This is a genomic window from Belnapia sp. F-4-1, assembly GCF_000802185.1.
Lineage (GTDB): Bacteria > Pseudomonadota > Alphaproteobacteria > Acetobacterales > Acetobacteraceae > Belnapia.
This window is the reverse complement of record NZ_KN676113.1, coordinates 4,550,491-4,576,076: the sequence shown is the minus strand read 5'-3', so window position 1 is coordinate 4,576,076 and position 25,586 is coordinate 4,550,491. Positions and strand designations below refer to the sequence as shown.

29 protein-coding genes are annotated in these 25,586 nt (G+C 70.8%); 23 read left to right on the top strand and 6 right to left on the bottom strand.

Annotation, left to right across the window (positions count from 1 at the left end; all coding sequences use genetic code 11):
- Positions 1–34 precede the first annotated feature (34 nt).
- The 5 genes from LH62_RS21600 (at position 35) to LH62_RS31640 (ending at position 6,283) form a co-directional block, all read left to right on the top strand.
- Positions 35–2,719, top strand: coding sequence for a valine--tRNA ligase (locus tag LH62_RS21600; protein ID WP_043364165.1), 2,685 nt, complete (start codon positions 35–37; stop codon positions 2,717–2,719).
- A gap of 97 nt (positions 2,720–2,816) precedes the next feature.
- Positions 2,817–3,341: a hypothetical protein gene (locus LH62_RS21595; RefSeq protein ID WP_201445566.1), complete on the top strand. Its 525-nt coding sequence runs from the start codon at positions 2,817–2,819 to the stop codon at positions 3,339–3,341.
- 73 nt (positions 3,342–3,414) lie between these two features.
- Complete coding sequence (locus LH62_RS21590; protein WP_043364161.1) at positions 3,415–4,182, top strand: DUF2243 domain-containing protein; 768 nt, start codon at positions 3,415–3,417, stop codon at positions 4,180–4,182.
- A 94-nt stretch (positions 4,183–4,276) separates the two neighbouring features.
- Entirely contained in the window at positions 4,277–5,995 is a 1,719-nt protein-coding gene (gene ilvD / locus LH62_RS21585; protein ID WP_043364159.1) for a dihydroxy-acid dehydratase, read from the top strand.
- Between the two features lie 111 nt (positions 5,996–6,106).
- Complete coding sequence (locus LH62_RS31640; protein WP_201445565.1) at positions 6,107–6,283, top strand: hypothetical protein; 177 nt, start codon at positions 6,107–6,109, stop codon at positions 6,281–6,283.
- A gap of 117 nt (positions 6,284–6,400) precedes the next feature.
- Here the strand turns inward: LH62_RS31640 and xth are convergent, their stop codons facing one another.
- Together xth and erpA are read right to left on the bottom strand one after the other, a co-directional pair.
- A complete protein-coding gene (gene xth, locus LH62_RS21580) occupies positions 6,401–7,171 on the bottom strand; it encodes an exodeoxyribonuclease III (protein ID WP_043364156.1) in 771 nt (256 codons plus the stop codon).
- A 63-nt stretch (positions 7,172–7,234) separates the two neighbouring features.
- Positions 7,235–7,585, bottom strand: a complete 351-nt coding sequence (gene erpA, locus LH62_RS21575; protein WP_043364153.1) for an iron-sulfur cluster insertion protein ErpA — start codon at positions 7,583–7,585, stop codon at positions 7,235–7,237.
- An 86-nt stretch (positions 7,586–7,671) separates the two neighbouring features.
- On the opposite strand from erpA, the gene LH62_RS21570 reads away from it, so the two are divergent.
- The 11 genes from LH62_RS21570 to serS all read left to right on the top strand — a co-directional run bounded on the left by LH62_RS21570 (position 7,672) and on the right by serS (position 18,118).
- The gene (locus LH62_RS21570; protein ID WP_052214784.1) at positions 7,672–8,826 is read left to right on the top strand and encodes a deoxyguanosinetriphosphate triphosphohydrolase; all 1,155 of its coding nucleotides are present in this window, start codon (positions 7,672–7,674) and stop codon (positions 8,824–8,826) included.
- 48 nt (positions 8,827–8,874) lie between these two features.
- A complete protein-coding gene (gene argS, locus LH62_RS21565; RefSeq protein ID WP_052214782.1) occupies positions 8,875–10,641 on the top strand; it encodes an arginine--tRNA ligase in 1,767 nt (588 codons plus the stop codon).
- Positions 10,638–11,399 (top strand): SPOR domain-containing protein, encoded by a 762-nt coding sequence (locus LH62_RS21560; RefSeq protein ID WP_052214781.1) that lies wholly within the window; start codon positions 10,638–10,640, stop codon positions 11,397–11,399. Before argS ends, LH62_RS21560 begins: the two co-directional genes overlap by 4 nt.
- A gap of 7 nt (positions 11,400–11,406) precedes the next feature.
- Positions 11,407–12,405, top strand: a complete 999-nt coding sequence (gene nagZ, locus LH62_RS21555) for a beta-N-acetylhexosaminidase (RefSeq protein ID WP_043364146.1) — start codon at positions 11,407–11,409, stop codon at positions 12,403–12,405.
- The gene (locus tag LH62_RS21550) at positions 12,402–13,121 is read left to right on the top strand and encodes a site-2 protease family protein (RefSeq protein WP_052214778.1); all 720 of its coding nucleotides are present in this window, start codon (positions 12,402–12,404) and stop codon (positions 13,119–13,121) included. Before nagZ ends, LH62_RS21550 begins: the two co-directional genes overlap by 4 nt.
- Complete coding sequence (locus LH62_RS21545; protein ID WP_043364145.1) at positions 13,118–13,882, top strand: ScpA family protein; 765 nt, start codon at positions 13,118–13,120, stop codon at positions 13,880–13,882. The genes LH62_RS21550 and LH62_RS21545 overlap by 4 nt, the downstream gene beginning before the upstream one ends.
- Positions 13,866–14,456: an SMC-Scp complex subunit ScpB gene (gene scpB / locus LH62_RS21540; protein WP_369796802.1), complete on the top strand. Its 591-nt coding sequence runs from the start codon at positions 13,866–13,868 to the stop codon at positions 14,454–14,456. The genes LH62_RS21545 and scpB overlap by 17 nt, the downstream gene beginning before the upstream one ends.
- Complete coding sequence (locus LH62_RS21535) at positions 14,453–15,493, top strand: ABC transporter ATP-binding protein (RefSeq protein ID WP_043364143.1); 1,041 nt, start codon at positions 14,453–14,455, stop codon at positions 15,491–15,493. Before scpB ends, LH62_RS21535 begins: the two co-directional genes overlap by 4 nt.
- Positions 15,494–15,559: 66 nt before the next feature.
- On the top strand, positions 15,560–16,054 hold the full coding sequence (gene tatB / locus LH62_RS32540) for a Sec-independent protein translocase protein TatB (RefSeq protein ID WP_052214777.1): 495 nt from the start codon (positions 15,560–15,562) through the stop codon (positions 16,052–16,054).
- 12 nt (positions 16,055–16,066) lie between these two features.
- Positions 16,067–16,858 carry a twin-arginine translocase subunit TatC gene (gene tatC, locus LH62_RS21525; RefSeq protein WP_043364141.1) on the top strand — a complete coding sequence of 264 codons (792 nt, stop codon included), beginning with the start codon at positions 16,067–16,069 and terminating at the stop codon, positions 16,856–16,858.
- A gap of 3 nt (positions 16,859–16,861) precedes the next feature.
- On the top strand, positions 16,862–18,118 hold the full coding sequence (gene serS, locus LH62_RS21520) for a serine--tRNA ligase (protein WP_043364138.1): 1,257 nt from the start codon (positions 16,862–16,864) through the stop codon (positions 18,116–18,118).
- Positions 18,119–18,202: 84 nt separating this feature from the next.
- Here the strand turns inward: serS and LH62_RS21515 are convergent, their stop codons facing one another.
- Positions 18,203–19,048 carry an ATP-binding protein gene (locus LH62_RS21515; protein ID WP_043364136.1) on the bottom strand — a complete coding sequence of 282 codons (846 nt, stop codon included), beginning with the start codon at positions 19,046–19,048 and terminating at the stop codon, positions 18,203–18,205.
- Positions 19,049–19,161: 113 nt separating this feature from the next.
- Here LH62_RS21515 and yajC point away from each other — a divergent pair, with 113 nt between their 5' ends.
- The 3 genes from yajC to LH62_RS21500 all read left to right on the top strand — a co-directional run bounded on the left by yajC (position 19,162) and on the right by LH62_RS21500 (position 20,588).
- Positions 19,162–19,494 (top strand): preprotein translocase subunit YajC, encoded by a 333-nt coding sequence (gene yajC, locus LH62_RS21510; RefSeq protein WP_043364135.1) that lies wholly within the window; start codon positions 19,162–19,164, stop codon positions 19,492–19,494.
- Positions 19,491–19,913, top strand: a complete 423-nt coding sequence (locus LH62_RS21505) for a hypothetical protein (protein WP_043364133.1) — start codon at positions 19,491–19,493, stop codon at positions 19,911–19,913. The genes yajC and LH62_RS21505 overlap by 4 nt, the downstream gene beginning before the upstream one ends.
- Before the next feature lie 78 nt (positions 19,914–19,991).
- Positions 19,992–20,588 carry a cysteine hydrolase family protein gene (locus tag LH62_RS21500; RefSeq protein WP_043364131.1) on the top strand — a complete coding sequence of 199 codons (597 nt, stop codon included), beginning with the start codon at positions 19,992–19,994 and terminating at the stop codon, positions 20,586–20,588.
- A gap of 21 nt (positions 20,589–20,609) precedes the next feature.
- On the opposite strand, the gene LH62_RS21495 is transcribed toward LH62_RS21500, so the two are convergent.
- Entirely contained in the window at positions 20,610–21,248 is a 639-nt protein-coding gene (locus tag LH62_RS21495) for a superoxide dismutase (protein WP_043364129.1), read from the bottom strand.
- 108 nt (positions 21,249–21,356) lie between these two features.
- Here LH62_RS21495 and LH62_RS21490 point away from each other — a divergent pair, with 108 nt between their 5' ends.
- The 4 genes from LH62_RS21490 to LH62_RS21475 all read left to right on the top strand — a co-directional run bounded on the left by LH62_RS21490 (position 21,357) and on the right by LH62_RS21475 (position 24,578).
- Positions 21,357–22,169, top strand: coding sequence for a squalene/phytoene synthase family protein (locus LH62_RS21490; RefSeq protein WP_043366336.1), 813 nt, complete (start codon positions 21,357–21,359; stop codon positions 22,167–22,169).
- Positions 22,170–22,316: 147 nt separating this feature from the next.
- A complete protein-coding gene (locus tag LH62_RS31635) occupies positions 22,317–22,559 on the top strand; it encodes a hypothetical protein (protein WP_201445564.1) in 243 nt (80 codons plus the stop codon).
- 53 nt (positions 22,560–22,612) lie between these two features.
- Positions 22,613–23,104: a cupin domain-containing protein gene (locus LH62_RS21480; RefSeq protein ID WP_043364128.1), complete on the top strand. Its 492-nt coding sequence runs from the start codon at positions 22,613–22,615 to the stop codon at positions 23,102–23,104.
- 160 nt (positions 23,105–23,264) lie between these two features.
- Positions 23,265–24,578, top strand: a complete 1,314-nt coding sequence (locus LH62_RS21475; RefSeq protein ID WP_043364126.1) for a GDSL-type esterase/lipase family protein — start codon at positions 23,265–23,267, stop codon at positions 24,576–24,578.
- Between the two features lie 99 nt (positions 24,579–24,677).
- On the opposite strand, the gene LH62_RS21470 is transcribed toward LH62_RS21475, so the two are convergent.
- Both LH62_RS21470 and LH62_RS21465 read right to left on the bottom strand, forming a co-directional pair.
- Positions 24,678–25,229 (bottom strand): NUDIX hydrolase, encoded by a 552-nt coding sequence (locus LH62_RS21470; protein ID WP_043364125.1) that lies wholly within the window; start codon positions 25,227–25,229, stop codon positions 24,678–24,680.
- 4 nt (positions 25,230–25,233) lie between these two features.
- The gene (locus tag LH62_RS21465) at positions 25,234–25,557 is read right to left on the bottom strand and encodes a 2Fe-2S iron-sulfur cluster-binding protein (protein ID WP_043364122.1); all 324 of its coding nucleotides are present in this window, start codon (positions 25,555–25,557) and stop codon (positions 25,234–25,236) included.
- Positions 25,558–25,586: the final 29 nt, after the last annotated feature.

Sequence of the window (25,586 nt, the reverse complement as noted above, 5' to 3'; positions counted from 1 at the left end):
GACGGCGCCCGTCCGGCAGGGGACGGATGCGCCCATGCTGGACAAGACCCTCACCCCGGGCAGCTTCGAAACCCGCCTTTATGAAGGCTGGGAAGGCTCGGGCGCCTTCGCCTGCGACCCTGCCTCGGCCGCCACGCCCTTCACCATCATGATCCCGCCGCCGAACGTCACCGGCAGCCTCCACATGGGTCATGCGCTCACTTTCACCATCCAGGACACGCTGGTCCGCTGGCGGCGGATGCAGGGCAGGGACGCGCTCTGGCAGCCCGGCACCGACCATGCCGGGATCGCCACGCAGATGGTGGTCGAGCGCCTGCTAGCGACCGAGGGCAAGCAGGATCGGCGCAGCATGGGCCGCGCCGCCTTCCTCGACCGCGTCTGGCGATGGAAGGCCGAGAGCGGCGGCACCATCACCCGCCAGCTTCGCCGCCTCGGGGCCAGCCTCGACTGGCCGCGCGAGCGCTTCACCATGGATGAGGGCTTGTCGAAGGCCGTCCGCGAGGTCTTCGTCACCCTGCACCGCCAGGGGCTGATCTACCGCGACCGCCGCCTGGTGAACTGGGACCCGAAGCTGCAGACGGCGATTTCCGACCTCGAGGTCGAGAGCCGCGAGGTGAAGGGCAACCTCTGGCACATCCGCTACCCTGTCGATGGCGGCGGCGAGATCGTAGTGGCGACTACGCGCCCGGAGACGATGCTCGGCGACACCGCCGTCGCCGTCCACCCCGAGGATGCCCGCTTCGCCGCTCTTGTCGGCAGGCAGGTCATCCTGCCGCTGACGGGCAGGCGCATCCCCGTCGTCGCCGATGAGTATTCCGACCCGGAGAAGGGCACCGGCGCGGTGAAGATCACCCCCGCGCACGACTTCAACGACTTCGAGGTCGGCCGCCGCCACAACCTGCCGATGGCCTCCGTCCTCGACGCCGAGGCACGGATCGACCTAGCCGAGCTCCGCCCCGACCTCGGCGCCCAGGCCGACCTCACCTTCCTCGACAGCCTCCAGGGCATGGACCGCTTCGCCGCTCGCCGCGCGATCGTCGCCCGCCTCGAGGAACTCGGCCTCCTCGTCCAGACCGAGCCGCACACCCACCAGGTCCCGCATGGCGACCGCGGCGGCGTGCCGCTCGAGCCGCGCCTGACCATCCAGTGGTACGCCGACGCCGCGACCCTGGCGAAGCCCGCGATCGAGGCGGTCGAGTCCGGCCGCACGCAATTCGTGCCGAAGCAGTGGGAGAACACCTTCTTCGCCTGGATGCGTGACATCCAGCCCTGGTGCGTCTCCCGCCAGCTGTGGTGGGGCCACCAGATCCCCGCCTGGTACGCGCCGGACGGCAGCGTCTTCGTCGAGCGGACGGAGGAAGAAGCGAAGGCCGCCGCCCGCGCCAGGTTCGGCGAGGACGTCCCGCTGGAGCGCGACCCGGACGTGCTCGACACCTGGTTCAGCAGCGCCCTCTGGCCCTTCAGCACGCTCGGCTGGCCCGACCGGACGCCCGAGCTCGCCCGTTACTACCCCGGCGACGTGCTGGTGACGGGTTTCGACATCATCTTCTTCTGGGTCGCCCGGATGATGATGATGGGCATCCACTTCATGGGCGATGTCCCCTTCCGCCACGTCTACATCCATGGCCTCGTCCGCGACGAGAAGGGCCAGAAGATGTCGAAGTCCAAGGGGAACGTGATGGACCCCCTGGAGCTGATCGACGCCTACGGCGCCGACGCCCTCCGCTTCACCATCTGCGCGCTGACCGGCCCCGGCCGGGACGTCAAGCTCGGCCGCAAGCGCGTCGAGGACTACCGCAGCTTCGCCACCAAGCTGTGGAACGCCGCGCGCTTTTGCGAGATGAACGGCATCGCCCCGCAACCGGGCTGGGACCCGGCCTCGGCGCGCACGCCGCTCGCCCGCTGGATCCTCGACGCCGGCAACACCGCCATCGCCGAGGCGACCGCGGCGCTGGAGGCCTACCGCTTCGACGACTACGCCGCCGCCTGCTACCGCTTCGTTTGGGGCAGCTTCTGCGACTGGTTCCTTGAATTCGCCAAGCCCATCTTCAACGGCCCGGACGGCGCCGAGAAGGATGAGGTGAAGGGCGCCGCGCAATACGTCCTCGGCCTGATCCTCCGCCTGCTCCACCCGGCGATGCCCTTCGTCACGGAAGAGCTGTGGGACCGCTTTGGGTACGGCCCGGAGTGCAGCCTGATCCGCGCCCCCTGGCCTGAAGCCGCGCCCGTGGCCAAGGCCGCCTCCGCCCGCGAGGAGCTGGACTGGATCGTGCGTCTCATCGGCGAGCTCCGCGCCGTCCGCGCCGAGGTGAACATCGCCCCCTCCATCACCACGCCGTTGCTAGTGAAGGACGCCGCACCGGAAAACCTCGCCCGCGCCGACCGCTGGATTGAGGCCGTCCGCCGCCTAGGCCGCGTCACCGAGATCACCCCGCTCGCGGGCGAGGTGCCGAAGGGCGTCGCCCAGGCCGTGCTCGGCGAGGCGACGCTGATCCTCCCGCTCGCCGGCATCATCGACCTCGCCGCGGAGCGAACCCGCCTCGCCAAGGACCGTGCCAAGGCCGAGGCCGAGGCGCGCAAGGTGGAGGCGAAGCTCGCCAACGCCGATTTCGTCGCCCGCGCCAAGGAGGAGGTGGTCGAGGAGAACCGCGAGCGCCTGACCAATTTCAGGGCCGAGATGGCCCGCCTCGACGCGGCGATGGCCCGCATCGGCGACTAGACCCTCCCCCCGGCGTTGAGGCCGCGGATGGGCATCCCGCCCGTCCGGGAAGGGGACAAGTCGCATGGCCAGGATGGACCGCGATCGCGGAGGGACGATGCCGCTGCTCGCCGCCGGGCTGCTGGCGGGGGCGGCCGGCGTTGCCGCCATGACGCTGGGAGAGAAGCTGGAGCAGGCGGTGACGGGGCGTCCGAACTCCTTCGTGCCCGCGCATACGCTGGAACGCCTGCTCGGCCGCCCCGCGCGCCCGGACCGCGAGCGGCAGGGCCTGAATTGGACGATGCATTGGGGCCAGGGCATCCTGCTTGGGATGGTGCGCGCCGTGATGGCGCGGGGCGGCGTCGGCGGGCCCTTCGGCTCCTTCCTCTTCCTCAACCTGCGCCTGCTGAACGACCAGAGCTTGGAGAACGCCACCGGCATCGGCGCGCCGCCCTGGACCTGGCCGCGCGACGAGCAGGTGGTCGACCTGCTGCACAAGGCCGTCTACGCCTTCGCCGCCGGCGCCGTCGCCGATCGGCTGGTGACCGGGCGCGCCTCGCCAGGGACGGGCCGGGACGAGCCGCAGAACTGGCACCGCGTCAACCATGCCGCGCGCGCCGCCGCCCTGCGACGGACCGCCTGAACAACCGTTCCGCCAGGATTCCGTGATCGCCGGCCGCGCTGCGGCGTTCGCTCCCCATCAGGGGAGACACCGCATGCCGGCCCAACGCCTGCCACTCGCTCTTGGCGTCCTTGGCTTCGCCCTTGGCGGCTTCTTCGACGGCATCCTGCTGCACCAGGTGCTGCAATGGCACCACTTCCTCAGCCTCGTCGGCGGGGAAGCGCTGCGCGATATCCGCGTGCAGATCCTTTGGGACGGGCTGTTCCACGTCGCCGTCTATGCCATTGCACTGGTCGGCCTCACCCTGCTCTGGCGGGCCCGGTCGGGGCTCAGCGAGGTGCGGGGGATGCGGCTGCTCGGCTGGGCGCTGCTCGGCTTCGGCATCTGGCAGCTGGTCGATGTGGTCGGCTTCCATTGGATCGTCGGCATCCACCGCATCCGGGTGGATGTGCCGAACCCGCTGGCCTGGGATATCGGCTGGCTCGCCGTCACTGGTCTGCCGCCGCTGCTGGCCGGGGCATGGCTGCTGCGGCGCGGCGATGCGGGACCGCCCGGCCGGGGCGGGCTGAGGGTGGCGGCGATGCTGGCGCTCGCCGTAGTCGGCGCCGCGCCGGTGGCGGCGCTGCCGCCAACGGATGCCACCACGGCCCTGGTCCTGTTCCGGCCGGGAATCGGCCTCGACGGTGCCATGGGAGCCGTCGCGGCCGCCGATGGGCGCATCGTCTGGGCCGATGCCTCAGGCGAACTGGTTGCGGTCGATCTCGGCGAGGCCGGCAGCGCCTGGACGCTCTACCGCCACGGCGCGATGCTGGTCGGCACCGGCCTGCCGGTGGCGAATTGCCTCGGATGGTCGCGGATCTGACGGTACGGCAGGCGCCGCGCCGCGGCCCCTGCCATCTCCGCTTGCCTTATCCGGAGACTTTGCGACCCTCTGGGGCGAAACCGGAGGATACGCCATGACCGAGTGGGACAAGTCGAAGCTGCCCAGCCGCCACACCACGGTTGGCCCGGAGCGCGCCCCGCATCGCAGCTACTACTACGCGATGGGCCTTACCGAGGCCGAGATCGCCCAGCCCTTCGTCGGCGTCGCCACCTGCTGGAACGAGGCCGCCCCCTGCAACATCGACCTCCACCGCCAGGCGCAGAGCGTGAAGACGGGGGTGAAGGCCGGCGGCGGCACGCCGCGCGAGTTCACCACCATCACCGTCACCGACGGCATCGCCATGGGCCATCAGGGGATGAAGTCCTCGCTCGCCTCGCGCGACGCCATCGCCGATACGGTGGAGCTGACGGTCCGCGGCCATTGCTACGACGCGCTGGTGGGGCTCGCCGGCTGCGACAAGTCGCTGCCCGGCATGATGATGGCGATGCTCCGCCTCAACATCCCCTCCGTCTTCATGTATGGCGGCTCCATCCTGCCGGGCACCTACAAGGGCCGCGACGTCACCGTCGTCGATGTCTTCGAGGCGGTCGGCCAGCATGCCGCCGGCAACCTATCCGAGGAGGAGCTGCACGAGCTGGAATGCGTCGCCTGCCCGAGCGCCGGCGCCTGCGGCGGCCAGTTCACCGCCAACACCATGGCGACGGTCTCCGAGGCGATCGGCCTCGCGCTCCCCGGATCCGCCGGCACCCCCGCGCCCTTTGAGGAGCGCGACCGCTGGGCCGCCGAATCCGGCCGCGCGGTGATGGAGCTGGTCCGCCGCAACCTCCGCCCGCGCGACATCGTCACGTTGAAGTCGCTGGAGAACGCGGCCGTCATCGTCGGCGCGACCGGTGGCAGCACCAATGCCGGCCTGCATCTCCCGGCCATCGCGCATGAGGCCGGCCTCCGCTTCACCATGGACGATGTCGTCGCCATCATGCGCCGCACGCCCTACATCGCCGACCTGAAGCCGGGCGGGAAGTATGTCGCCTACGACGTCCACAAGGTCGGCGGCATCCCGGTCATCATCAAGGCGCTGCTCGAGGCCGGCCTGTTGCATGGCGACTGCATGACGGTCACCGGCAAGACCCTCGCCGAGAACCACAGGGACGTCGCCTTTCCTACGGACCAAGACGTCATATACCCGGTGAGCAAGGCCCTCTCGCCGACCGGCGGCGTCGTCGGCCTCAAGGGCAACCTTGCCCCGGACGGCGCCATCGTGAAGGTTGCCGGGATGAAGACCCTTCGCTTCGAGGGCAGCGCCCTCTGCTTCGACAGCGAGGAGGAGGCCTTCCAGGCCGTCGAGCAGCGCGCCTACAAGCCGGGCGACGTCATCGTCATCCGCTACGAGGGGCCGAAGGGCGGGCCGGGGATGCGCGAGATGCTCTCCACCACGGCCGCCATCTACGGCCAGGGCATGGGTGAGAGCGTGGCGCTGATCACCGATGGCCGCTTCAGCGGCGCCACCCGCGGCTTCTGCATCGGCCATGTCGGGCCGGAGGCGGCGGTCGGCGGCCCCATCGCCCTGCTGCGCAACGGCGACCGCATCGTCATCGACGCGGAGAAGGGCAGCATCGACATGCAGGTTGAGGAAGCGGAGCTCGCCCGCCGCCGTGCCGAATGGAAGCCCCGCCCGACCGACTACAACGCGGGTGCCCTCTGGAAATACGCCCAGCTCGTCGGGCCGGCCCATCTCGGCGCCGTTACCCATCCGGGCGGTGCGGCTGAGACGCATTGCTACGCCGACCAATAATAGGTGATTCGGCCGGTAGCACCTACGCATGGCGGGGGTCCTATCGGCCGTGCCCTGCTTTCGTCACAGAGCCTCGGTTTCTATCTGCGCCTGCCACGAGGAGTGATCGCGATGAAACGCTTCCTGCTGCCGCTGCTCCTGCTGCCGGCGTTCACCTTGCTATCGGGCTGCGTCGTCGCACCGGCCCGACCCTATTACGGCCGGCCCTACTACGCGCCGCCGCCGCCGCCGCCCGCCGTTTATTACGGCCGCCCCTATGGTTACGGCTATGGCTGGCGTCGCTGGTGAGGGAGGGCGCTGAAACCTTGGCCCGCTGGCGCCTCGCCGCGCCACTCGCCGTCCCGGCGTCGCTTAGCCATTCCGGGCGCCGCAGCCCGGCCTGAGCCCCCGAAGTCTGGGGGGCCGCTATCGCAGCTCCACCCAGACCGGCGCGTGGTCGCTCGGCTGGTCCTCCGACCGTGCGATCGTATCCACCCCACATCCCGTCAGCCGCTCCGCCAGCTCCGGGCTGAGCAGCGCATGGTCGATCCGCAGCCCGCGGTTCATGTTGAAGGCCGGCCCGTAATCCCAATAGGTGAAGGGCGCGTCCGCCGGATGCAGCGTCCGCAGCGAATCCGTCATCCCGATATGGGTGAGGGCCCGGAACCGCGCCCGGGTTTCGGGATGCACCAGCGCATCGGTCGCCGGCAACGCCCCGGGCGAGAGATCCGCCTCGGTCGGGCAGACATTGAAGTCGCCGAGTACCGCGACCGGCATGAAATCGTCGAGCCTTGCCGCCGCCCAGTCCCGCAGCCGCTCCATCCAACGCAATTTGTATTGGAAGCCGGCCTCGCCCCCCGAATTCCCATTCGGCAGGTAGATTCCCGCCGCCTCCATCCCCGCCGCGCGGACGGAAACGAAGCGGGCATGATCATCCTCGGCCTCGCCCGGCAGCGCATCGCCGGTCACCTCGAATTCGACGCGCCCGAGCACCGCAACGCCATTGCGCCCGCCCGGCTGCCCGATCGCCTGGATGCGATACCCGCTTCCCTCGAATTCCGCGGCGGGGAATTCCTCCGTCCTGCACTTCAGCTCCTGGAGGAAGAGCAGATCCGGCTGGTGCCGCTCGAGAAAGCGCCGCACATGCGGCGCGCGGCGGCGGATTGAGTTCACGTTGAAGCTGGCAAGGCGGAGCATGGCCCCACCATCGCCGGAAGCGGCTGGCTTGGCCAGCCGGGATGGATGGCGGGGAAGGGGCCTTTACCCGACCGCGAAGCTCACCCCGCAGCCACAGCCCGAGACCGCCTGCGGATTGCGCACCACAAAATGCGCCCCGATCAGCGAGTCGTTCCACTCCAATTCCGACCCCGCCAGCAGGTCGAGCGACACGCTGTCGATGAAGACCCGAACTTCCCCCGACTCGACGACAAGATCATCCTCAGCCGCGCTGTCCTCCAGCGCGAAGCCGTACTGGAAGCCCGAGCACCCTCCGGCGCTTACCGAGACGCGGAGCCCAGCCTCCGGCCGTCCCTCACGGCGCGCGATCTCCGCCACCTGGGCGGCGGCGCGCGGGGTCACACGGAAACGGGGCAGGTCGGCACCATCGGGCATGGCAGGATCTCGATCAGCTTCATTTGGAAGATAGGGTTGCCGCGGCCTGATTTCCAACCTCACCCCCGCCCATGCTAGGCAGCGCCATGCCGTCCGAACTCCGCGCTCCCTGGGCCGTCGACCCTCGCCAGTCCCGCGGCCGGCTGCATCCAGAGCCGGCCGATGCCCGCTCCCCCTGGCAGCGCGACCGCGACCGCATCATCCACACCGGCGCCTTCCGCCGGCTGCAATACAAGACCCAGGTCTTCATTTTCCATGAAGGCGACTATTTTCGTACCCGCCTGACTCACAGCATCGAGGTTGCGCAGATCGCCCGCAGCCTGGCCCGCCGCCTCCGCCTCGACGAGGATCTGGCCGAGGCCCTGGCGCTGGCCCATGACCTGGGACACCCGCCTTTCGGCCATGCCGGGGAGGAGGCGCTCGACAGCCAGATGCGCCCCTATGGCGGCTTCGACCACAACGCCCAGTCGCTGAAGGTCGTGACGGTGCTTGAGGCCCGCTACGCCAATTTCGACGGGCTGAACCTGTCCTGGGAAACGCTGGAGGGCCTCGCCAAGCACAACGGCCCGCTCCGTCGGCCGTCGGCCTTCATTGCCGAATATGACCGTCAGCACCCACTCGAACTCCAGACCCACGCCTCCGCGGAGGCCCAGGTCGCGGCGCTGGCCGACGACATCGCCTACAACAACCACGACCTCGACGACGGCGTGCGCGCCCGCATCCTCGCTCCGGAGGACATCGCCGGCCTGCCCCTGGTCGGAGACGCCTACCGCGAGGTCCTTGCCGCCTTTCCTGGCATCAGCCGCGACCGCTTGGTGACGGAAACCGTCCGCCGCGTCATCAACCTGATGATCCAGGACGTGGTGGAGGAGGCCGGCCGCCGCATCGCCGCCCTCGCCCCGCAGAGCGCCGACGACATCCGCGCCGCGGCCGAGCCGGTGATTGCCTTCTCCCGCCCCATGGCCGAGGCGAACCAGGTGATCCGCGACTTCCTCTTCACCCGCATGTACCGTCACTGGCGGGTGAACCGGGCGATGCAGAAGTCGAAGCGGGTGAGCCAGCTTCTCTTCCAGCTCCTCCACGGTGGCCCGCAAATGCTGCCCGACGACTGGCGGGCAAGGGCAGGGGAGGCGGGCAGCCCGACCTGCGCCCGCGTCGTCTGCGACTACATCGCCGGCATGACCGACCGGTACGCACTGGAAGAGCACCGCCGCCTGACGGACCCGAACATCCCTGGGTAACGCAGGTGTTTCCACCCGTGGGCATCGCGGGCTAAACCGCACCGCAGCATGACCAGCACCGACATCTTCGCGGCCCTCCGCGCCCGCGCCATCGCCGCCCTGCGGGACCTCCTGCCCGAGCTGCCCGAGGACGCCTTCGCCAAGGTGCAGATGGAGCCGCCGCGCGACCCGAGCCATGGCGACATGGCGACCAACGCCGCCCTCGTCGTCGCCAAGCCCGCCCGCCAGCCCCCGCCGAAGCTCGCCGCGGCGCTGGCCGAGCGGCTCGCCGCCCTGCCCGAGGTCGAGACCGCCGCCCCCGCCGGGCCGGGCTTCGTCAACCTCCGCCTGCGCGAGGGCTTCCTGCGCGCCCAGCTCCCGGTGATCCTGGAGGCCGCCGAGGCCTATGGCGACAGCGCCGTCGGCGCCGGCCGCAAGGTCGATGTCGAGTACGTCTCCGCCAACCCGACCGGCCCCATGCATGTCGGCCATTGCCGCGGCGCCGTGGTGGGCGATGCCTTGGCCAACCTGCTCGACAAGGCCGGCTGGGCGGTGACCAAGGAGTACTACATCAACGATGCCGGGGCGCAGGTGCAGGCCCTCGCCTGGGCCGCCTACTGGCGCTACCTGCAGGCGCTCGGCACGCCGCTGACCGAGGAGGAGTACTCAGCGAACATCCCCGGCGGCCTCCAGTACCGGGGCGAATACCTCATCCCCATCGGCGAGACGCTGAAGGGCCGCTATGGCGACGCCCTCGCCCCCGGCGCCCTCCCGGCCGACCTGGCGCTCTGGCTCGACACCGTCCAGCCTTTCGCCGTCGATGCCATGATGGCCGAGATCCGCCAGGACCTCGCCGCCCTCGGCGTCCGCCACGACGTCTTCATCAGCGAGGCTGAGCTGGTCCGCGCCGGCGTCGCCGACCGCGCCATCGCAACGCTCGCCGAGCGCGGCCTGGTCTATGAGGGCGTGCTCGAGCCGCCCAAGGGCAAGACCCCGGAGGACTGGGAGCCGCGCCCGCAGACCCTCTTCGCCTCCACCCGCTTCGGCGACGACGTGGACCGCCCGCTCCGCAAGTCGGATGGCAGCAACACCTATTTCGCCAACGACATCGGCAACCATGCCGACAAGCTCGCCCGCGGCTTCGACGAGCTGGTCCATGTCTGGGGCGCCGACCATGGCGGCTACGTCAAGCGCATGCAGGCCGCCGTCTCGGCCCTCTCCGCCGACCGCCCGGTCCCGCTCGACGTGGTGCTGACCCAGATCGTCAAGGTGATGAAGGGCGGCGAGCCGGTGCGGATGAGCAAGCGCGCCGGCACCTATGTGACGCTGGCCGACCTCATCGAGGAAGTCGGCCGCGACGCCGTCCGCTTCACCATGCTGACCCGCAAGGCCGATGCGCAGATGGAGTTCGACCTCGACAAGGTGGTCGAGCAGTCGCGCGAGAATCCCGTCTTCTACGTGCAGTACGCCCATGCCCGCTGCCGCAGCGTCCTGCGCAGCGCCGGCGACCCCACGGACCTCGTCGAGGCCCCGCTCGATTCGCTGGTTGATCAGGCCGAATTGGCCCTGATCCGCCGCCTCACTGCTTGGCCCCGCACCGTTGAGTCCGCGGCGCTGGCCCGTGAGCCGCACCGCATCGCCTTCTTTCTCCATGACTTGGCGGGTGATTTTCACGTATTGTGGAACAGGGGACGAGAGGACACGACCCTCCGCTTCATCCGGGGGGATGAGCCGGAGGCGACGCGGGCGAGGCTCGCGCTGGTTGCCGCGACGGCGACGGTCATCCGCTCGGGCCTCAGGGTGATGGGGGTCACGCCCGTCGAGGAGATGCGGTGAGCGATATCACGGTTCCATCCTGGCGCGCCCGGCCGGTCCAGCCGGGGCCCAATTGGCGCATGCTGGCGGTCGCCGGCGGGCTGCTCGGCACTTTGGCGGTGGGCGGTGCGGCCTATTGGGGCATCTCCCGCATGGGGCCTCGGGTCGTGCCGACCATCGAGGCCGATGCGCGCCCGGTGAAGATCAAGCCGGACGCCCCCGGCGGCCTCGTCGTGCCGAACCAGGACCAGCTGGTGCTGGAGCCGCCCTCGGTCCGCCGCGCCGCCGAGCGCAACGTGACGGCGACCTCCCGCCTCGACCGCGGCCCGGAAAGCCCAGCGCTCGACCTGCTTCGCCAGCAGGCCGCCCCGCCGGCGCCTGCGCCCCAGGCCGTCGCACCCGAACCCGTCCCGCCGCCCGTTGCCGCCGCGCCGGTGCCCGCGCCTGCCCCGGTCGCTGCGGCACCGGTGGCACCGCCGCGTCCCGCGCCCGTCGCCGCCCCGGCCAACCCCGCCATCGCCCCGGCCGCCAATGGCCGGGCGATGGTCCAGCTCGCAGCCCTCAGCTCCGAGGAATCCGCCCGCGGAGAGTGGGAGCGCCTGCAGCAGCGCATCCCCGAACTGGCCGCGTTCCAGCCGGTGATCTCCCGCTTCGACCGCGAGGGGAAGCCGCCGCTCTACCGCCTCCGCGCCGGCGGCCTCGCCAACGCCGCGGCCGCCCGCGCCCTTTGCGCCGCGGTGCAGGCCAAGGCCGCGCCTTGCAACCCAGTCGGGGGCTGAATCTGGAATGACCCGGCCGCGCGCCGCCATCATCGGCCTTTCCGGCCATGCGCTGACCGCGGAGGAAGGGGCGCTGCTGCAGGCTACGCCCCCGCTCGGCGTGATCCTCTTCGCCCGCAACATCGCCGATCCCTCGCAGCTCCGCGCCCTCACGGCCTCCATCCGCGAGGAGCTGGGCGAATCCGCCCCCATCCTGGTGGATCAGGAAGGCGGCCGCGTCGCCCGCCTCCGCACCCCGCACTGGCCCGACTTCCCACCCGCCGCGCGCTTCGAGGGCGCTCCGGCCGAGGCCGCCCGCGCCAATGCCGCGCTCCACGGGCTGATCTGCCGCGATGCAGGCTTCGACGTGGTCTGCGCCCCGGTACTCGACCTGCGGATGCCGGGCGCCCATGGCATCGTCGGCGACCGCGCCTTCAGCGACGATCCGGAGGAGGTCGCCCGGCTCGGCCTCGCCTGGGCCGAGGGCCTCCAGCAGGCCGGCTGCATCCCGGTGGTGAAGCACATCCCCGGCCATGGCCGTGCCATGGTCGACAGCCATTACGAGCTACCCCGCGTCACCGCCCCGCGCGAGATGCTGGTCGAGGATTGCGGCCCCTTCGCGGCCCTGGCCGACATCGCCGCCTGGGCCATGACCGCGCATATCGTCTATCAGGAGCTGGACCCGGAGCGCCCGGCTACCCTCTCGCCTCTGGTCATCGGCCAGGTGATCCGCCGCGCCATCGGCTTCCAGGGCGTGCTGATCAGCGACGATCTTTGCATGAAGGCGCTGGAGGGCGAACCCGGCGAGCTTGCCGCCGCCTCGATCGAGGCCGGCTGCGACCTCGTCCTCCACTGCAATGGCGTGCTGGAGAACAGCGCCGCCGTCCTCGCCGCCTGCCCGGCGCTTGGCGATGCGGCCGAAGCCCGGCTGGCCGAGACCCGCGCCCGGGTACTGGCCGCCCGCCAGACCCTCGACCCCGCCGGCTTGCTCGCCCTCCGGGACGCCCGGCTCGCGGCCGCCGCGTGACCGAGGGCTTCGGCTGGCTGCCGGAGCTGGTGGCCGCGGTGCTCGCCTCCGTCCTGGCGATCACCCTGCACGAGGCGGCGCATGGCTATGCCGCGCTAGCCCTCGGTGATCCGACGGCGAAGCTCGCCGGTCGACTCAGCCTCAACCCGCTCCGCCATGTGGACCCGGTCGGCACGGTCCTGCTGCCCGGCATCCTGCTGCTCGGCCAGCTGCTGACCCTGGGCCGCGTCGAGTTCATGTTCGGCTGGGCGAAGCCGGTGCCGGTGAACATCCGGGCGCTGCGCCACCCGCGCCAGGGAATGATGCTGGTCGCCGCCGCCGGCCCGCTGATGAATTTCGTCCTGGCCCTCATCGCCGGCCTGCTGGTCCACCCGCTGGTCGCGCTCGACGGCACGGCGCCCCGCGATCTGCTCTATGCCGGCCTCCGCTTCGTCCAGTACGCGATCCTCGCCAACCTGGTCCTCGGCCTGTTCAACCTGCTGCCCATCCCGCCGCTCGATGGCGGGCGGATCGTCGCGGGCCTGCTGCCCCGGCCGCTGGCGCTTCCCTACATGCGGCTGGAGCGCTGGGGCATCCTCATCGTAATCTTCGCCGTCTTCCTGCTGCCCCGGATCGCGGAAGGCTACGACCCGGTCGGCTGGGCACTCCGCAACGTCGTCGCCCAGGCCTTCGACCTCGTGCTGACGCTCACGGGCAACGGGGGAGGGAGCGAATGACCCAACCGGTCCTGCATCTCCGCCTCGACGGCTTCGAGGGCCCGCTCGACCTGCTGCTCGACCTGGCGCGGGCGCAGAAGGTCGATCTCGAAAAGATCTCGATCATCGCGCTCGTTGACCAGTTCCTCGCCGTGCTGGAGCAGGCCCGCCGCGTCCGCCTGGAACTCGCCGCCGACTGGCTGGTGATGGCTGCCTGGCTGGCCTGGTTGAAATCCCGCCTGCTGGTCCCGCCGGACCCGGCCGAGGAAGTGGATGCCGAGGCCCTCGCCGCCGCGCTGACCGACCGCCTCGCCGAGCTGGAGCGGATGCGCCTCGCCGCCGCCTGGCTTGCCACCCGCGACCAGCTCGGCCGCGAGGTCTTCGGCCGCGGCGCCGCCGAGCAGCTCCGCATCGAGGACCGCAGCGGGATCAATGCCGACCTGCCGGCCCTCCTCCAGGCCTATGCCGCCGCCCGCCGCCGGGCGCTCGCCCGCCGCCCCTACACGCCCAAGCACCGCAAGCTTTGGACGGTGCAGGATGCGCTGGCTCGGCTCGGGCGGCTGATCGGCGCCCTGCCGGACTGGGCGGTACTGCACCGTTTCCTCCCCGAAGGCCTGACCGACCCCGTCGAGCAGCGCGCCGCGCTTGCCAGCACCCTCATCGCCGCCCTCGAGACAGCCCGTGGCGGCGGCATCCAATTGCAGCAGGACCGCGCCTTCGGCCCAATCCTGGTCCGTCGCGCCGCCCCGACCGAAGCGATCCCCGATGTCCGAGCCGCCTGATCTCCCCGAGCCCGTTGCCGAGCCGATGCCGGAGGCCGACCCTGCGCTCTTCGCGCATGCCCTCCGCATCGCCGAGGCTCTCATCTTCGCCAGCGACCGGCCGATCCCGCCCGCGCGCCTGGCCCAGGCCTTGCCCCCTGGCATCGACCCCCGTGCCGTCATCACTTCGTTGATGGCGACCACCGCCGGCCGTCCGGTCGAGCTGGTCGAGGTCGCCGGCGGCGTCGCCTTCCGCACCGCGCCCGAGCTGGCGCCCGCCATCACCAAGGTGGTCGAGGTTCCCCGCCGCCTGCCGCGGGTGGCGATGGAGACGCTCGCCATCATCGCCTACCACCAGCCCGCGACCCGCGCCGAGATCGAGGAGATCCGCGGCGCCTCGCTTTCCCAATCGACGCTTGAGGCCCTGCTGGAGATGGGGCTCATCGCCCCGCGCGGCCGCAAGGAGGTTCCCGGCCGCCCGAGCCTCTGGGGCACCACTCCGCGCTTCCTCGAGCAATTCGGCCTGAAGGCACTGACCGACCTGCCGCGCCGCGAGGAACTGGTAAGCGAGCCGGCCCCGCCGCTTTCCGCATGAGCCTGCGCCTCAGCGGCATCCGCCACGCCTATGGGGCGCGGGCGATCCTGCGCGGCATCGACCTCGAGGTCGCGGCCGGCGAGATTCTCTGCCTGCTCGGTCCCTCGGGCGACGGCAAGACGACGCTGCTCCGCCTCGTCGCCGGGCTTGAGCCGCTCCAGGCCGGACATATCGCCCTCGACGACATCCCGCTGGCCGAGCCGGGCCGCGAGCTGCCGCCCGAGGCCAGACGGGTCGGCTTCGTCTTCCAGGACTACGCGCTCTTTCCCCACCTGACCGTCGCCGGCAACGTCGCCTTCGGCCTCGGCGCCACGCCGCGTGGCGAGCGCGCCTGGCAGGTGGCCGAAGCCCTGGCACGGGTCGGGCTGGAGGCGCTTGCCAATGCTTATCCCCACACCCTCTCCGGCGGCCAGCAGCAGCGCGTCGCCCTGGCCCGTGCGCTCGCCCCCCGCCCCCGCGCCCTGTTGCTCGACGAGGCCTTCGCCAGCCTCGATGCCCGGCTCCGCGAACAGGTACGGGACGATACGCTCCACGTCCTGCAATCCGCCGGCATCCCCGCCCTCATCGTCACCCATGACGCGGAGGAGGCGATGTTCCTCGCCGACCGCATCGCCCTCATGCGGGAGGGCAAGGTGGTCCAGCTCGGCACGCCGGAGGATCTCTACCTCCGCCCGGCCAGCCCCTTCGTCGCCACCTTCCTCGGCGAGGTGAACCGCCTGCCCGCCCGGGTCCGCGCCGGCCGGGCCGAGACCGCCCTCGGCCCGCTCCCCTGCGCCATGCCCGATGGCCCGGCCGAACTCCTCCTTCGCCCGGAAGGCCTCCGCCTCGGCGCTGCCGAGGGACCCGTCGCCCGCGTCGAGGCCTGCCGCCTGCTCGGCGCCACCAGCCTCGCCCATCTCGCCCTGCCGGATGGAGCGGGCGGCACGCTCCATCTGCATGCCCGGCTGCCGCCCGGCCTGCGACTCCGGCGTGGAGAGGAGGTGAAGCTCGCGTTGGATCCCGAACGAGCCTTCGTATTCCCGGCCCCCGCTCCCTAGATTGGCGTGGCCGGGCTATCCTGCTAACGGAGGCGGCCCGCGCGACGAGGCGGAGCCGGAGACACGATGTTCGATCTAGCCTGGTCCGAGATTGCCCTGATCGGCGTGGTGGCGCTTGTCGTCATCGGCCCGAAGGACCTGCCCGAGGCCATCCGCGGCGTCGCCCGCGGCATCTCCAAGCTGCGCCGCATGGCCAGCGAGTTCCAGGGCCAGGCCGATGAGCTGGTGCGGGAGGCCAATCTCGACGAGGTGCGGCAGTCGATCAACGAGATCCGCCGCTTCAACGTCCGCGACGAGCTCACCAGGGCGGTGGACAAGGACGGCTCGATCCGGAAGACCTTCACCGAGGACCCGCTGAAGCCGAGCTACACGCCGCCGCCCGCGCCAGCTCCCACGCCAGCCGCCGAGAGCTTCGGCCCGCCGGCACCCGAGCCGCCGCGCCCGGCCGCCCCTGCCTTCATCCCGCCGAGTGCCGTGCCCACTGCCGCCGCACCGCAGGCCCCGCCCGCCTTCGTGCCGCCGGCCGACCCGGCCCCGGCCCCACCGACCCAACAGAGCTGAGCACCCACGCCCGTGCCGCGCGACCCGGACGATTCCATCGACGACAAGCCGATGCCGCTGCTCGATCACCTGATGGAGCTGCGCACGCGGCTGCTCTGGTCGGTCGGCGCCTTCGCCATCGCCTTCGCCGTTTGCTACTACTTCTCCGCCCAGATCTACGGCTTCCTCGCCCGCCCGCTCGCCGACATCCTGCAGGCGCAGGGCCATGGCGAGCGGCGGATGATCTTCACCGCGCTCTACGAGGCCTTCTTCACCTATCTGAAGGTCGCCTTCTTCGGCGCGGTCTTCTTCAGCTTCCCGATGTGGGCGACGCAGCTTTGGCTGTTCGTGGCGCCCGGCCTCTACCGCAGCGAGAAGCGGGCGATCACGCCCTTCCTCGTCGCCTCGCCCTTCCTGTTCGTGATGGGCGCGGCGCTGGCCTACTACTTCATCTTCCCGCTCGCCTGGCACTTCTTCATCACCTTCGAGACGCCGCCGGGTGATGGCGCGCTGCCGATCCAGCTCGAGGCCAAGGTCAGCGAGTACCTGTCGCTGGTCATGCAGATGATCCTCGCCTTCGGCATCTCCTTCCAGCTGCCGGTGCTGCTGACGCTGCTCTGCCGTGTCGGCATCCTGAGCGTCGAGACGCTGAAGAAGGGGCGGCGCTACGCCATCGTCGGCATGTTCGTCGTGGCGGCGGTACTGACGCCGCCCGATGTCATCAGCCAGGTGGGCCTCGCCATACCGCTGCTCGGCCTCTACGAGATCTCGATCATCGCCGCCACCTGGATGGGGCGGAAGAAGGATGGCGGGACGAAGACCTGACCCATGCATGACATCCGCGCCCTTCGCGCCGACCCAGCCGGGTTCGACGCCGCCATGGCCCGCCGGGGCCTCACCCCGGTAAGCGCCGAACTCCTCGCCCTGGATGCCGCCCGCCGCGAGGAGTTGACGCGTCAGCAGGAAGCACTTTCCCGCCGCAACGAGCTGGCGAAGCAGATCGGCATGCGAAAGCGCAAGGGCGAGGACACCGCCGCGCTGGAGGAGGAGGCCCGCGACCTGCGCCAGCGCCTCGAAGCCTTCGAGACCCAGCGATTCGAGATCGACGACCGGCTCGCCATCCTTCCCAACATCCTCGACGCGGACATCCCCGACGGCCGCGACGAGTCGGACAACGTCGTCCTCCACCAGCATGGCGAGCCGCCCCGCCCGAACTTCACCCCGAAGCAGCATTTCGAGCTCGGCGAAGCCCTCGGCCTGATGGATTTCGCCGCCGCCACCAAGCTGGCCGGCGCCCGCTTCACCGTCCTCCGCGGTGCGCTCGCACGGCTCGAGCGCGCCCTCGGCCAGTGGATGCTGACGCTCCATGCGACGGAGCACGGCTACACCGAGACCGCGGTGCCCTACCTGGTCAACGCCGCCACCATGTACGGCACCAGCCAGCTGCCGAAATTCGAGGAAGACCTTTTCAAGACCACGGACGGCCGCTACCTCATCCCGACCGCCGAGGTGCCGCTGACCAACCTGGTCCGTGACGAGATCGTCCCCGAAGCCTCACTGCCCTTCCGCTTCACCGCGCTCTCGCCAAGCTTCCGCTCCGAGGCCGGCAGCGCCGGGCGCGACACGCGAGGGATGCTCCGCCAGCACCAGTTCCACAAGGTGGAGATGGTTTCCGTCACCCGCCCCGAGGACAGCGCGGCCGAGCATGAGCGGATGACGCGCTGCGCGGAGCGGGTGCTGACCGAGCTTGGCCTGACCTGGCGCCGCGTGGTGCTCTGCGCCGGCGATACCGGCTTCAGCGCGGCGAAGACCTATGACCTCGAGGTCTGGCTGCAGGGGCAGGGGGCATGGCGGGAGATTTCCTCCTGCTCCAACTGCCGCGATTTCCAGGCCCGGCGGATGAATGCCCGGATGAAGCCTGTCGAGGGCAAGGGCAACGTCTTCCTGCATACGCTGAACGGCAGCGGCGTCGCCGTCGGCCGTGCCCTGATCGCGGTGATGGAGACGCACCAGCAGGCCGACGGCAGCATCGCCGTACCGGAGGTGCTGCACCCCTGGATGGGCGGCCTCGACCGCATCGCCTGATTTAAGGGTCCAAGGGGCTGAACCGATAGGTTCAACCGGCCCTTGGCGAGCGGAGCTTGAGGAGGGCGCGCCCTCCTCGACCGGTCAGGCGGCGACCCCCAACCTTCCCGCCAGATCCTGGATGAACTGCCAAGCCACCCGCCCCGACCGGCCGCCGCGCGTCACCGACCACTCATTCGCCTGCCGCCTGATCTCATCCTCCCCGATCTCAAGGCCGAGCGCCCGCGCATAGCCCTCGACCATGGCGAAGTAGGTCGGCTGGTCGCAATTGTGGAAGCCGAGCCACAGCCCGAAGCGGTCGCTGAGCGAGACCTTTTCTTCCACCGCCTCGCCCGGGTTGATGGCGGTGCTGCGCTCGTTCTCGATCATGTCGCGCGACATCAGGTGGCGCCGGTTGCTGGTCGCATAGAACAGCACGTTGCCCGGCCGCCCCTCGATCCCGCCATCGAGCACGCTCTTCAGCGCCTTGTAGTCGGCATCCTCCCGCTCGAAGGAAAGGTCGTCGCAGAAGACGAGGCAGCGCCGCGCCTGCCCGCGCAGGATGTTCAGCAGCGCCGGCAGGCTGCGGATATCCTCCCGCTGGATCTCGATCAGCGCGAGGCTGCCCGCCCGCTCCGCCAGCGCCGCGGCATGGGCGGCCTTGACGAGGGAGGACTTCCCCATCCCCCGCGCGCCCCAGAGCATGACGTTGTTGGCCGGGAAGCCGCGGGCGAAGCGCAGCGTGTTCTCGAGCAGGATGCCCTTTTGCCGGTCGACGCCCTGCAACAGCCCGATCTCCACCCGCGCCACCTTCGGCACGGGCGCCAGCCGCGCAACCGGCTCCGGATGCCAGACGAAGGCATCCGCCCCCTCCAGCGAGGGCGCGGGCGGCGGCGGCGGCGCCAGGCGCTCCAGCGCTTCGGCGATGCGGGCGAGCAGGGCGGTGTCCATGGGGTATTCCAGTCAGGAGGAGCCGATACGGGGGAGGCTTGACGGGCGGGGGGCGAAAGCTAGTTTGCGCCCGCCGCATACGGCAAGCCGGCCCAACAAGGAAATCGCCCGGGATGCTGATCTCCCCCGCCTATGCCCAGGACGCCGCCGGCGCCGTTGGGCTCGTCACCCAGCTCGCGCCGCTGCTGCTGATCTTCGGCGTCTTCTACTTCATGCTGATCCGCCCGCAGCAGAAGAAGCAGCGCGAGCACCGCGCCCTGCTCGCCTCGCTCAAGCGCGGCGACCGCGTGCTGACCGCCGGCGGCATCATCGCCAAGGTCGTCACCGTGAAGGAGGGCGTCGACGAGGTGGAGGTGGAGATCGCCCCCAATGTCCGCGTCAGCGTGCTGCGCCAGACCATCGGCGACGTGCTGAAGCCGATCGGGGCCGAGGCGCCCAAGGCTTGATCCCGCGCCGGGCGCTGGCGGCGCTGCTGCTGCCTGCGCCCGGCCTCGCGGCCGAGCCCGGCACCCGCCGCGCCGAGGGCGGCACGCTCGTCCAGCTCGCCGCCGAGCCCGCCGTCTCCCTGTCCCTGCGCGGCGCCGCCCGCGGCCGCCAGCAATCCGTCTATGAGGGGCTGCGCCTGCCGGGCCCCCCGGTCGCCCTGGTCGCCGAACGCTGGCTGGTCGGCTGGGGGAGGGAGGGTGACCGCGGCCTCTTCCTTGCCTTCGACTGGCAGGCCGAGCAGCTTTTCCTTCTGCTGCTGATCGATGGAGAGCCGGTCTACCTGGCCCCTTCCCGCCACGCCCGCTGGCCCGAGGGGCTGGCCGAACCCTTCGGCCGCTTCGCCCCTGGCCTCGCCCGGCCTCCGGTATTCGCGGATTAGGGGAAGCGTCCTGCGCCCTCGGCAGAGGTCAGACCGGCCCCATCTTGGCATGATCGTCCAACAACCGAGGAACCGCCGATGTCCGAACCAAAGACCTTGCTGCAGATGGCGGGCGCTCCGCTCAACCCGCCGCCTCTCGCCGAAGCCGTCCTCGTCGTCGTCGATGCCCAGGGCGAGTACCGCACCGGCAAGCTGCCGCTGGAGGGCATCGAGCCCGCGCTCGAACGCCTCGCGGCCCTGCTGCACGCTGCCCGCGCCGTCGGCACGCCGGTGATCCACATCGCCCATAAGGGCCGTTCTGGCAGCCTCTTCGACCGCGAGGCGGAAGGCGGCGCCATCGTCGCCGAAGCCGCGCCGCAGGCCGGCGAGCAGGTCATCGAGAAGCCCCTGCCGAACGCCTTCGCCCAGACCGGCCTCGGCGAGGCGCTGGCCGCGCTCGGCCGCAAGGAGATGATCCTCGCCGGCTTCCAGACCCATATGTGCATCAGCAGCACCGCCCGCGCGGCGCTCGACCTCGGCTACCGGGTGACGATCGCGGGCGATGCCGCGGCGACCCGCCCCCTGCCGGACCCGCTCGGCGGCCCCGCCCTCAGCGGCGCCGAGATCCACCGCATCGCGCTTGCCGAACTGGCCGACCGCTTCGCCGTGGTGGTGCCGGTCTCAGCCTTGCGCTGAGACCGGGTCGTTACCGCAGTCTTAGGCCGACTGCCCGGACTTCAGGCCGCCATTCTTCAGCAGCGTCTCGACAACTTCCCAATCGACCAGCTTGTTGAGGAAGTTGTCGAGGTAGTTCGGCCGCACGTTGCGGAAGTCGAGATAGTAGGCATGCTCCCACACATCGACGCCGAGGATGGGCGTGCCTTCGCCGGTGGCGATCGGGTTGGAGCCGTTCGGCGTCTTCGTCACCTTCAGCTTGCCGTCGGCGCCGACGATCAGCCAGGCCCAGCCGGAGCCGAACTGTGTCACGCCGGCCTGCTTGAAGGCCTCCTTGAACTGCGCGAGCCCGCCGAGATCCTGGTCGATCTTCGCGGCCAGCGTCCCCGGCAGCGTGTCCCCACCGCCCTTCGGCGACATCACCTGCCAGAACAGGATGTGGTTCCAGTGCTGCCCCGCCTGGTTGAGCACCGGCAGGCCATCGGCCCCGGCCTTGCCCGCCTCGGCGACGATGTCCTCGAGCGACTTGCCGGCGAGGCCCTTGCTCTCGATCAGCCCGTTCAGCGCGGTCACATAGGCGTTGTGGTGCTTGCCATGGTGCAGCTCGAGCGTCTCCTGGCACATGCCCTGGGCGGCGAGCGCGCTGGTGTCGTATGGCAGCGGCGGCAGGCTGAAGGCCATTGGATATCTCCCGTTTGTGTGGGCTACGGCACCCGGCAGGCCCGGGAGCTAGGGCGAGAGCTAGGCGGCGGCTTCCCGCCCGTCAAGCAAGCGGGCATGAAGCCTGCGATGCCCGATACCCTCTCCCCCCTTGGCGCCTTCGCCCGTGCGCATGACCCGGACCGCTTCCTCTGCGCGCTCTTCGCGCCGGCGGAGCGGCGGGAGGCGATCTTCACCCTGATTGCTTACAACCATGAGCTGGCCCGGGCGCGGGAGGCCGCCCGCACGCCGATGATCGCCTTGATCCGCCTGCAATGGTGGCGCGACGCCGTGGAGGAGGCGGCGGCCGGCAAGCCCCCCCGCCGTCACGAGGTGGCAGGCCCGCTGCATGCGGCGATCACCGCCGGCTTGTTGGACCCGGACAGCCTCCAGGCCATGGCCGATGCCCGGGAGGCCGAGGCGGAGGAGGAAGGCATCCCGACCGAGGCCGCATTCGCCGCCTATTGCCGCGCCAGTGCCGGCGGCTTCGCCGTCACTGCCGGCCGCCTGCTCGGTGCCGCCGGCCCCGTGCTCGCCGCCCTGCAGGAGGCCGGTGCCGCCTACGGACTCGCCGGCATCCTCCGCAGCACCGCCGCGCTGGCCGGCCAGGGCCGCTGCCTGCTCCCGGCCGACTCCCTCGCCGCCGCCGGACTGACTGCCGAGGAGGTGATCGCCGACCCAACCACCGCCGCCCCGGTCATCGCCACCCTGGCGGGGAGGGGCCTTCGTCAGGCCGAGGCCCTCCGCCCCCACCCGCCCCGCGGGGCTGTCGCCGCCGCCCTGCCGTTGGTGCTGGCCCGCCGCGACCTTCGCCGCCTTGCCCGCGGCCGGGCCATTCCGCCGACCCGTGGCCTCGGCGACCGGCTCGCCGTCACCCTTGCCGGCCTGCTTGGCCGGGCCTGAGCGGGCCCCAGCGCGGCATGGCGGAAACAAGGCCGTGCTGCCACGAAACCGTCCCCTCCCGGCCGCGCTCGGGCCATGGTTCCTGTCTTTCATGTCATGCAAGGAGGAAGGCTCGCCCCCAACCGCCATTCCTCCAGGGAGGTCGCCATGGCCCGCCGGTTGATGAAGATTCTGGCCTTGCTTACCCTCACTGCCAGCCTCGGCGGTTGCGTCGCCTATACGGGCGGCTACGGCTACCGTCACCAGGGCTCTGGCTACGGCTATGGCGGTCAGCCGCGCTACGCCTATGGCGGCGGCTACGGCAACCGCGGCTATTACGGCGGCGGTTACGGCAACCGTGGCTATTACGGCGGTGGTTATGGCGGGGGCTACCACCGCGGCTGGCGCTGAGGCGCTGGACGCCCGTACCCGCCCCCTGGATCATGGCGGGGAGGAGCCCTGCCATGTCCAAGACCACCGCCCGCCTCGTGATCCGACAGCCCGGCGAGGCGCCAGGCTTCTGGCAGCCCGTCCCCGCCAACGGCTTCGTCCGCTGCCTGCTCGACCCCGCCGTGACCGGAGCCGAGAACCCATTCTCCATGGGGACCCAGACGGTGGACCCCGGCTGCCACATCCGCGAGCATCTGCACGACGCTCATGAGGAGGTAATCCTGGTCCAGGAGGGAGAGGGCGAAGCCCGCCTCGCCGGCGCGGCCCATCCGATGCGGCCCGGCACCTGCCTTTTCCTTCCTCGCAGCCTGCCACACAGCTTCCACAATACCGGGCAGGGGCCGCTGACCCTGCTCTGGCTTATCCTGCCTGGCGGGCTGGAAACCTTCTTCGCCCGCATCGGTCGCCCCCGTACCAAGGGCGATCCGCCGCCCGCGCCCTTTGCCCGCCCGACGGATGTCGCCCGGATCGAGGCCGAGACCGTCTTCGGCCGCCTCCCCACGTGACTGGATGGACCACCCCCGGCTGCTCCGCGGACTGGCCGCTGCGCCAGGGGATCATCCGTGCTCGCCGGATCACGAATCATCCTCCATCCTGTATCCTGTCGCGTGATGGACGTCTTCGGCCGTTCCAGCCTCCGGCGATCACGCTCAGGGAGGGACCCGAATGCACCTCGTCGCCGCGCTGCTCGTTGCCATGAGTCTCGCCATGCCGGCGGGGGCCCAAGGGTGGGCGACGAGCTGGGCCGCCTCCGTCCAGGGCCCCTATCCCACCGGCAATCCCTCCGCCCAGCCCGACCAGCGCTTCGCCTTTCCCGACGCGGCACGCGGCGCGAGCGACCAGACCCTCCGCCTTGTCCTGCGCCCGAGCCTCTGGGGAAAGGAGGTCCGCCTGCGCTTCTCCAACGCCTTCGGCACCCGCCCGGTGACGCTGGACGGCGTCCAGATCGGCCTTCAGCTCGGTGGCGCCACGCTGGTCCCCGGAAGCAACCAGCCGGTCCGCTTCGCCGGCCGCGATTCGCTCACCCTGCCGCCGGGCGAGAGCGCCTGGAGCGATCCGGTCACCCTGGCCTTCGTCCCGGAGACCGGCGCCGGGACGATGCAGGGACGCAAGCTCGCCGTCAGCCTGCATGTCGTCGGCGAGAGCGGGCCGATGACCTGGCATGCCAAGGCCTTGCAGACCTCCTACGCGACGCCACCCGGCGCCGGCTCGCTCGGCCATGAGGAAGGCGAGGGGGCCTTTTCCTTCACCACGACGAGCTGGTTCTTCCTCGACGCACTCGATGTGCGCGCGCCCGCCGGCACGCCCGTCGTGCTCTGCTTCGGCGACAGCATCACCGATGGCACCGCCAGCACGCTGAACGGCGACGACCGCTGGCCGGACGTGCTCAACCGCCGCCTTGTCGCCCGCTTCGGCAATCGCGCCGCCGTGGTCAATGCCGGCATCGGCGGCAACCAGGTCGCCGGCCCCGCCGAATATTCGCCGCAGCGGCACTTCCCCGGCGGCCCCGCCGCTGGCCAGCGGCTGGAGCGCGACGTGCTTTCCCTTTCCGGCGTCACCACGGTGATCTGGCTCGAGGGCATCAACGACTTCAGCCGCAACGGCAATGCGAGCGTCGAGACGGTGCAGGCCGCGATGCGCGACACCGTCGCCCGCATCCGTGCCGGCCTGCCCGGCGTGCGGGTGATCGGAGCCACGCTGACTTCCGCGCTCAGCACCGAGGGCCAGCCCCACGGCTTCCGCGAGCAGGACGAGAAGCGCCGTGCGCTGAACGACTTCATCCGCCACGGTAGCCTGTTCGACGCGGTGATCGACTTCGACGCCGCCACCCTCGACTCGGCGACTGGCGGCATCCGCCCCGAGATGGTGCCGGATAGCACCACCGGTGGCCCCGGCGACCGCCTCCACCCCAACCGCGCTGGCTACCTGGCGATGGGACACAGCATCGACATCGGTGCGCTGCTGCCCGGCCTGCGCTAGAGCAGACTCCGTTCGGATGGAATCATCTGATCGGAGATATTTGCTCGCAAAACAACAGGCTAGAGCGGGCTCCGTGAGCCAGTGCGAACGGAAACCGCTCTAGATCAGGCCCCGCGCCCGCAGCAGCGCCACCACGGCGAGCGTCGTCGAATCGGCGATTTCGCCGTCGCGCAGCATGCGCTCGAATTCCGCAGCCGGAACGCAGCGCGTCACCAGCCCCTGCTCCTCCGCCTCCAACGCCGCCTCGTCCTGGCTCAGCCCCTCGGCGAGGAAGACGTGGCAGCCCTGGGTCGAGTAGCCATAGCCCTGGAAGAAATGCCCCGCATACGTCATCCGGGCCGCGACCAACCCGGTCTCCTCCCGCAGCTCGCCCCGCGCTACATCGAGCGGGTCGGCCCGCTGCACCTGCTCCCAGGCCCCCTGCGGCAGCTCCCAGACGCGGCGCCCAATCGGGTAGCGGTACTGCTCCACAAGGTGCACCGCCCCATCCGCCTCGCGCGCGAGGACGGCGACGAAATCCGCCTTCTCCACCACGCCATAGATGCCCTCGGAGCCATCCGGCCGGCGGATCGCATCCTCCCGCACCCGCATCCAGCGATTTTCGTAGACCAACCTGGTCCCGAGCGTGACGATTTCCGGCTGCTCCCCCATCGCCTCAGCCCTGCCGCTCGGGGATGCGCACGACGAGCCCGTCGAGCGCCGGCGTCACCGCGATCTGGCAGCAGAGCCTCCGCCCCTCCGGCAGGCTGCCGATCCTGTCCTCGATCATGTCCCGCTCATCCGGCGAGGCCTCCGGCACCCGCCCGCGCCAGTCTTCCGGCACATCGACCATGCAGGTCGCGCAGGCGAGCTGCCCGCCGCATTCCGCCGGCATCCCCGGCAGGTCGTGGCGGATCGCCAGATGCATCACCGTCGGCGCATCCCCTGCTTCCAGGGTCTGCGTGCCTCCATCGGGCAGGAGGAAGGTGATCTGCGGCATGATGGGCCTCCTTGGCGCCCCCCGGCGGA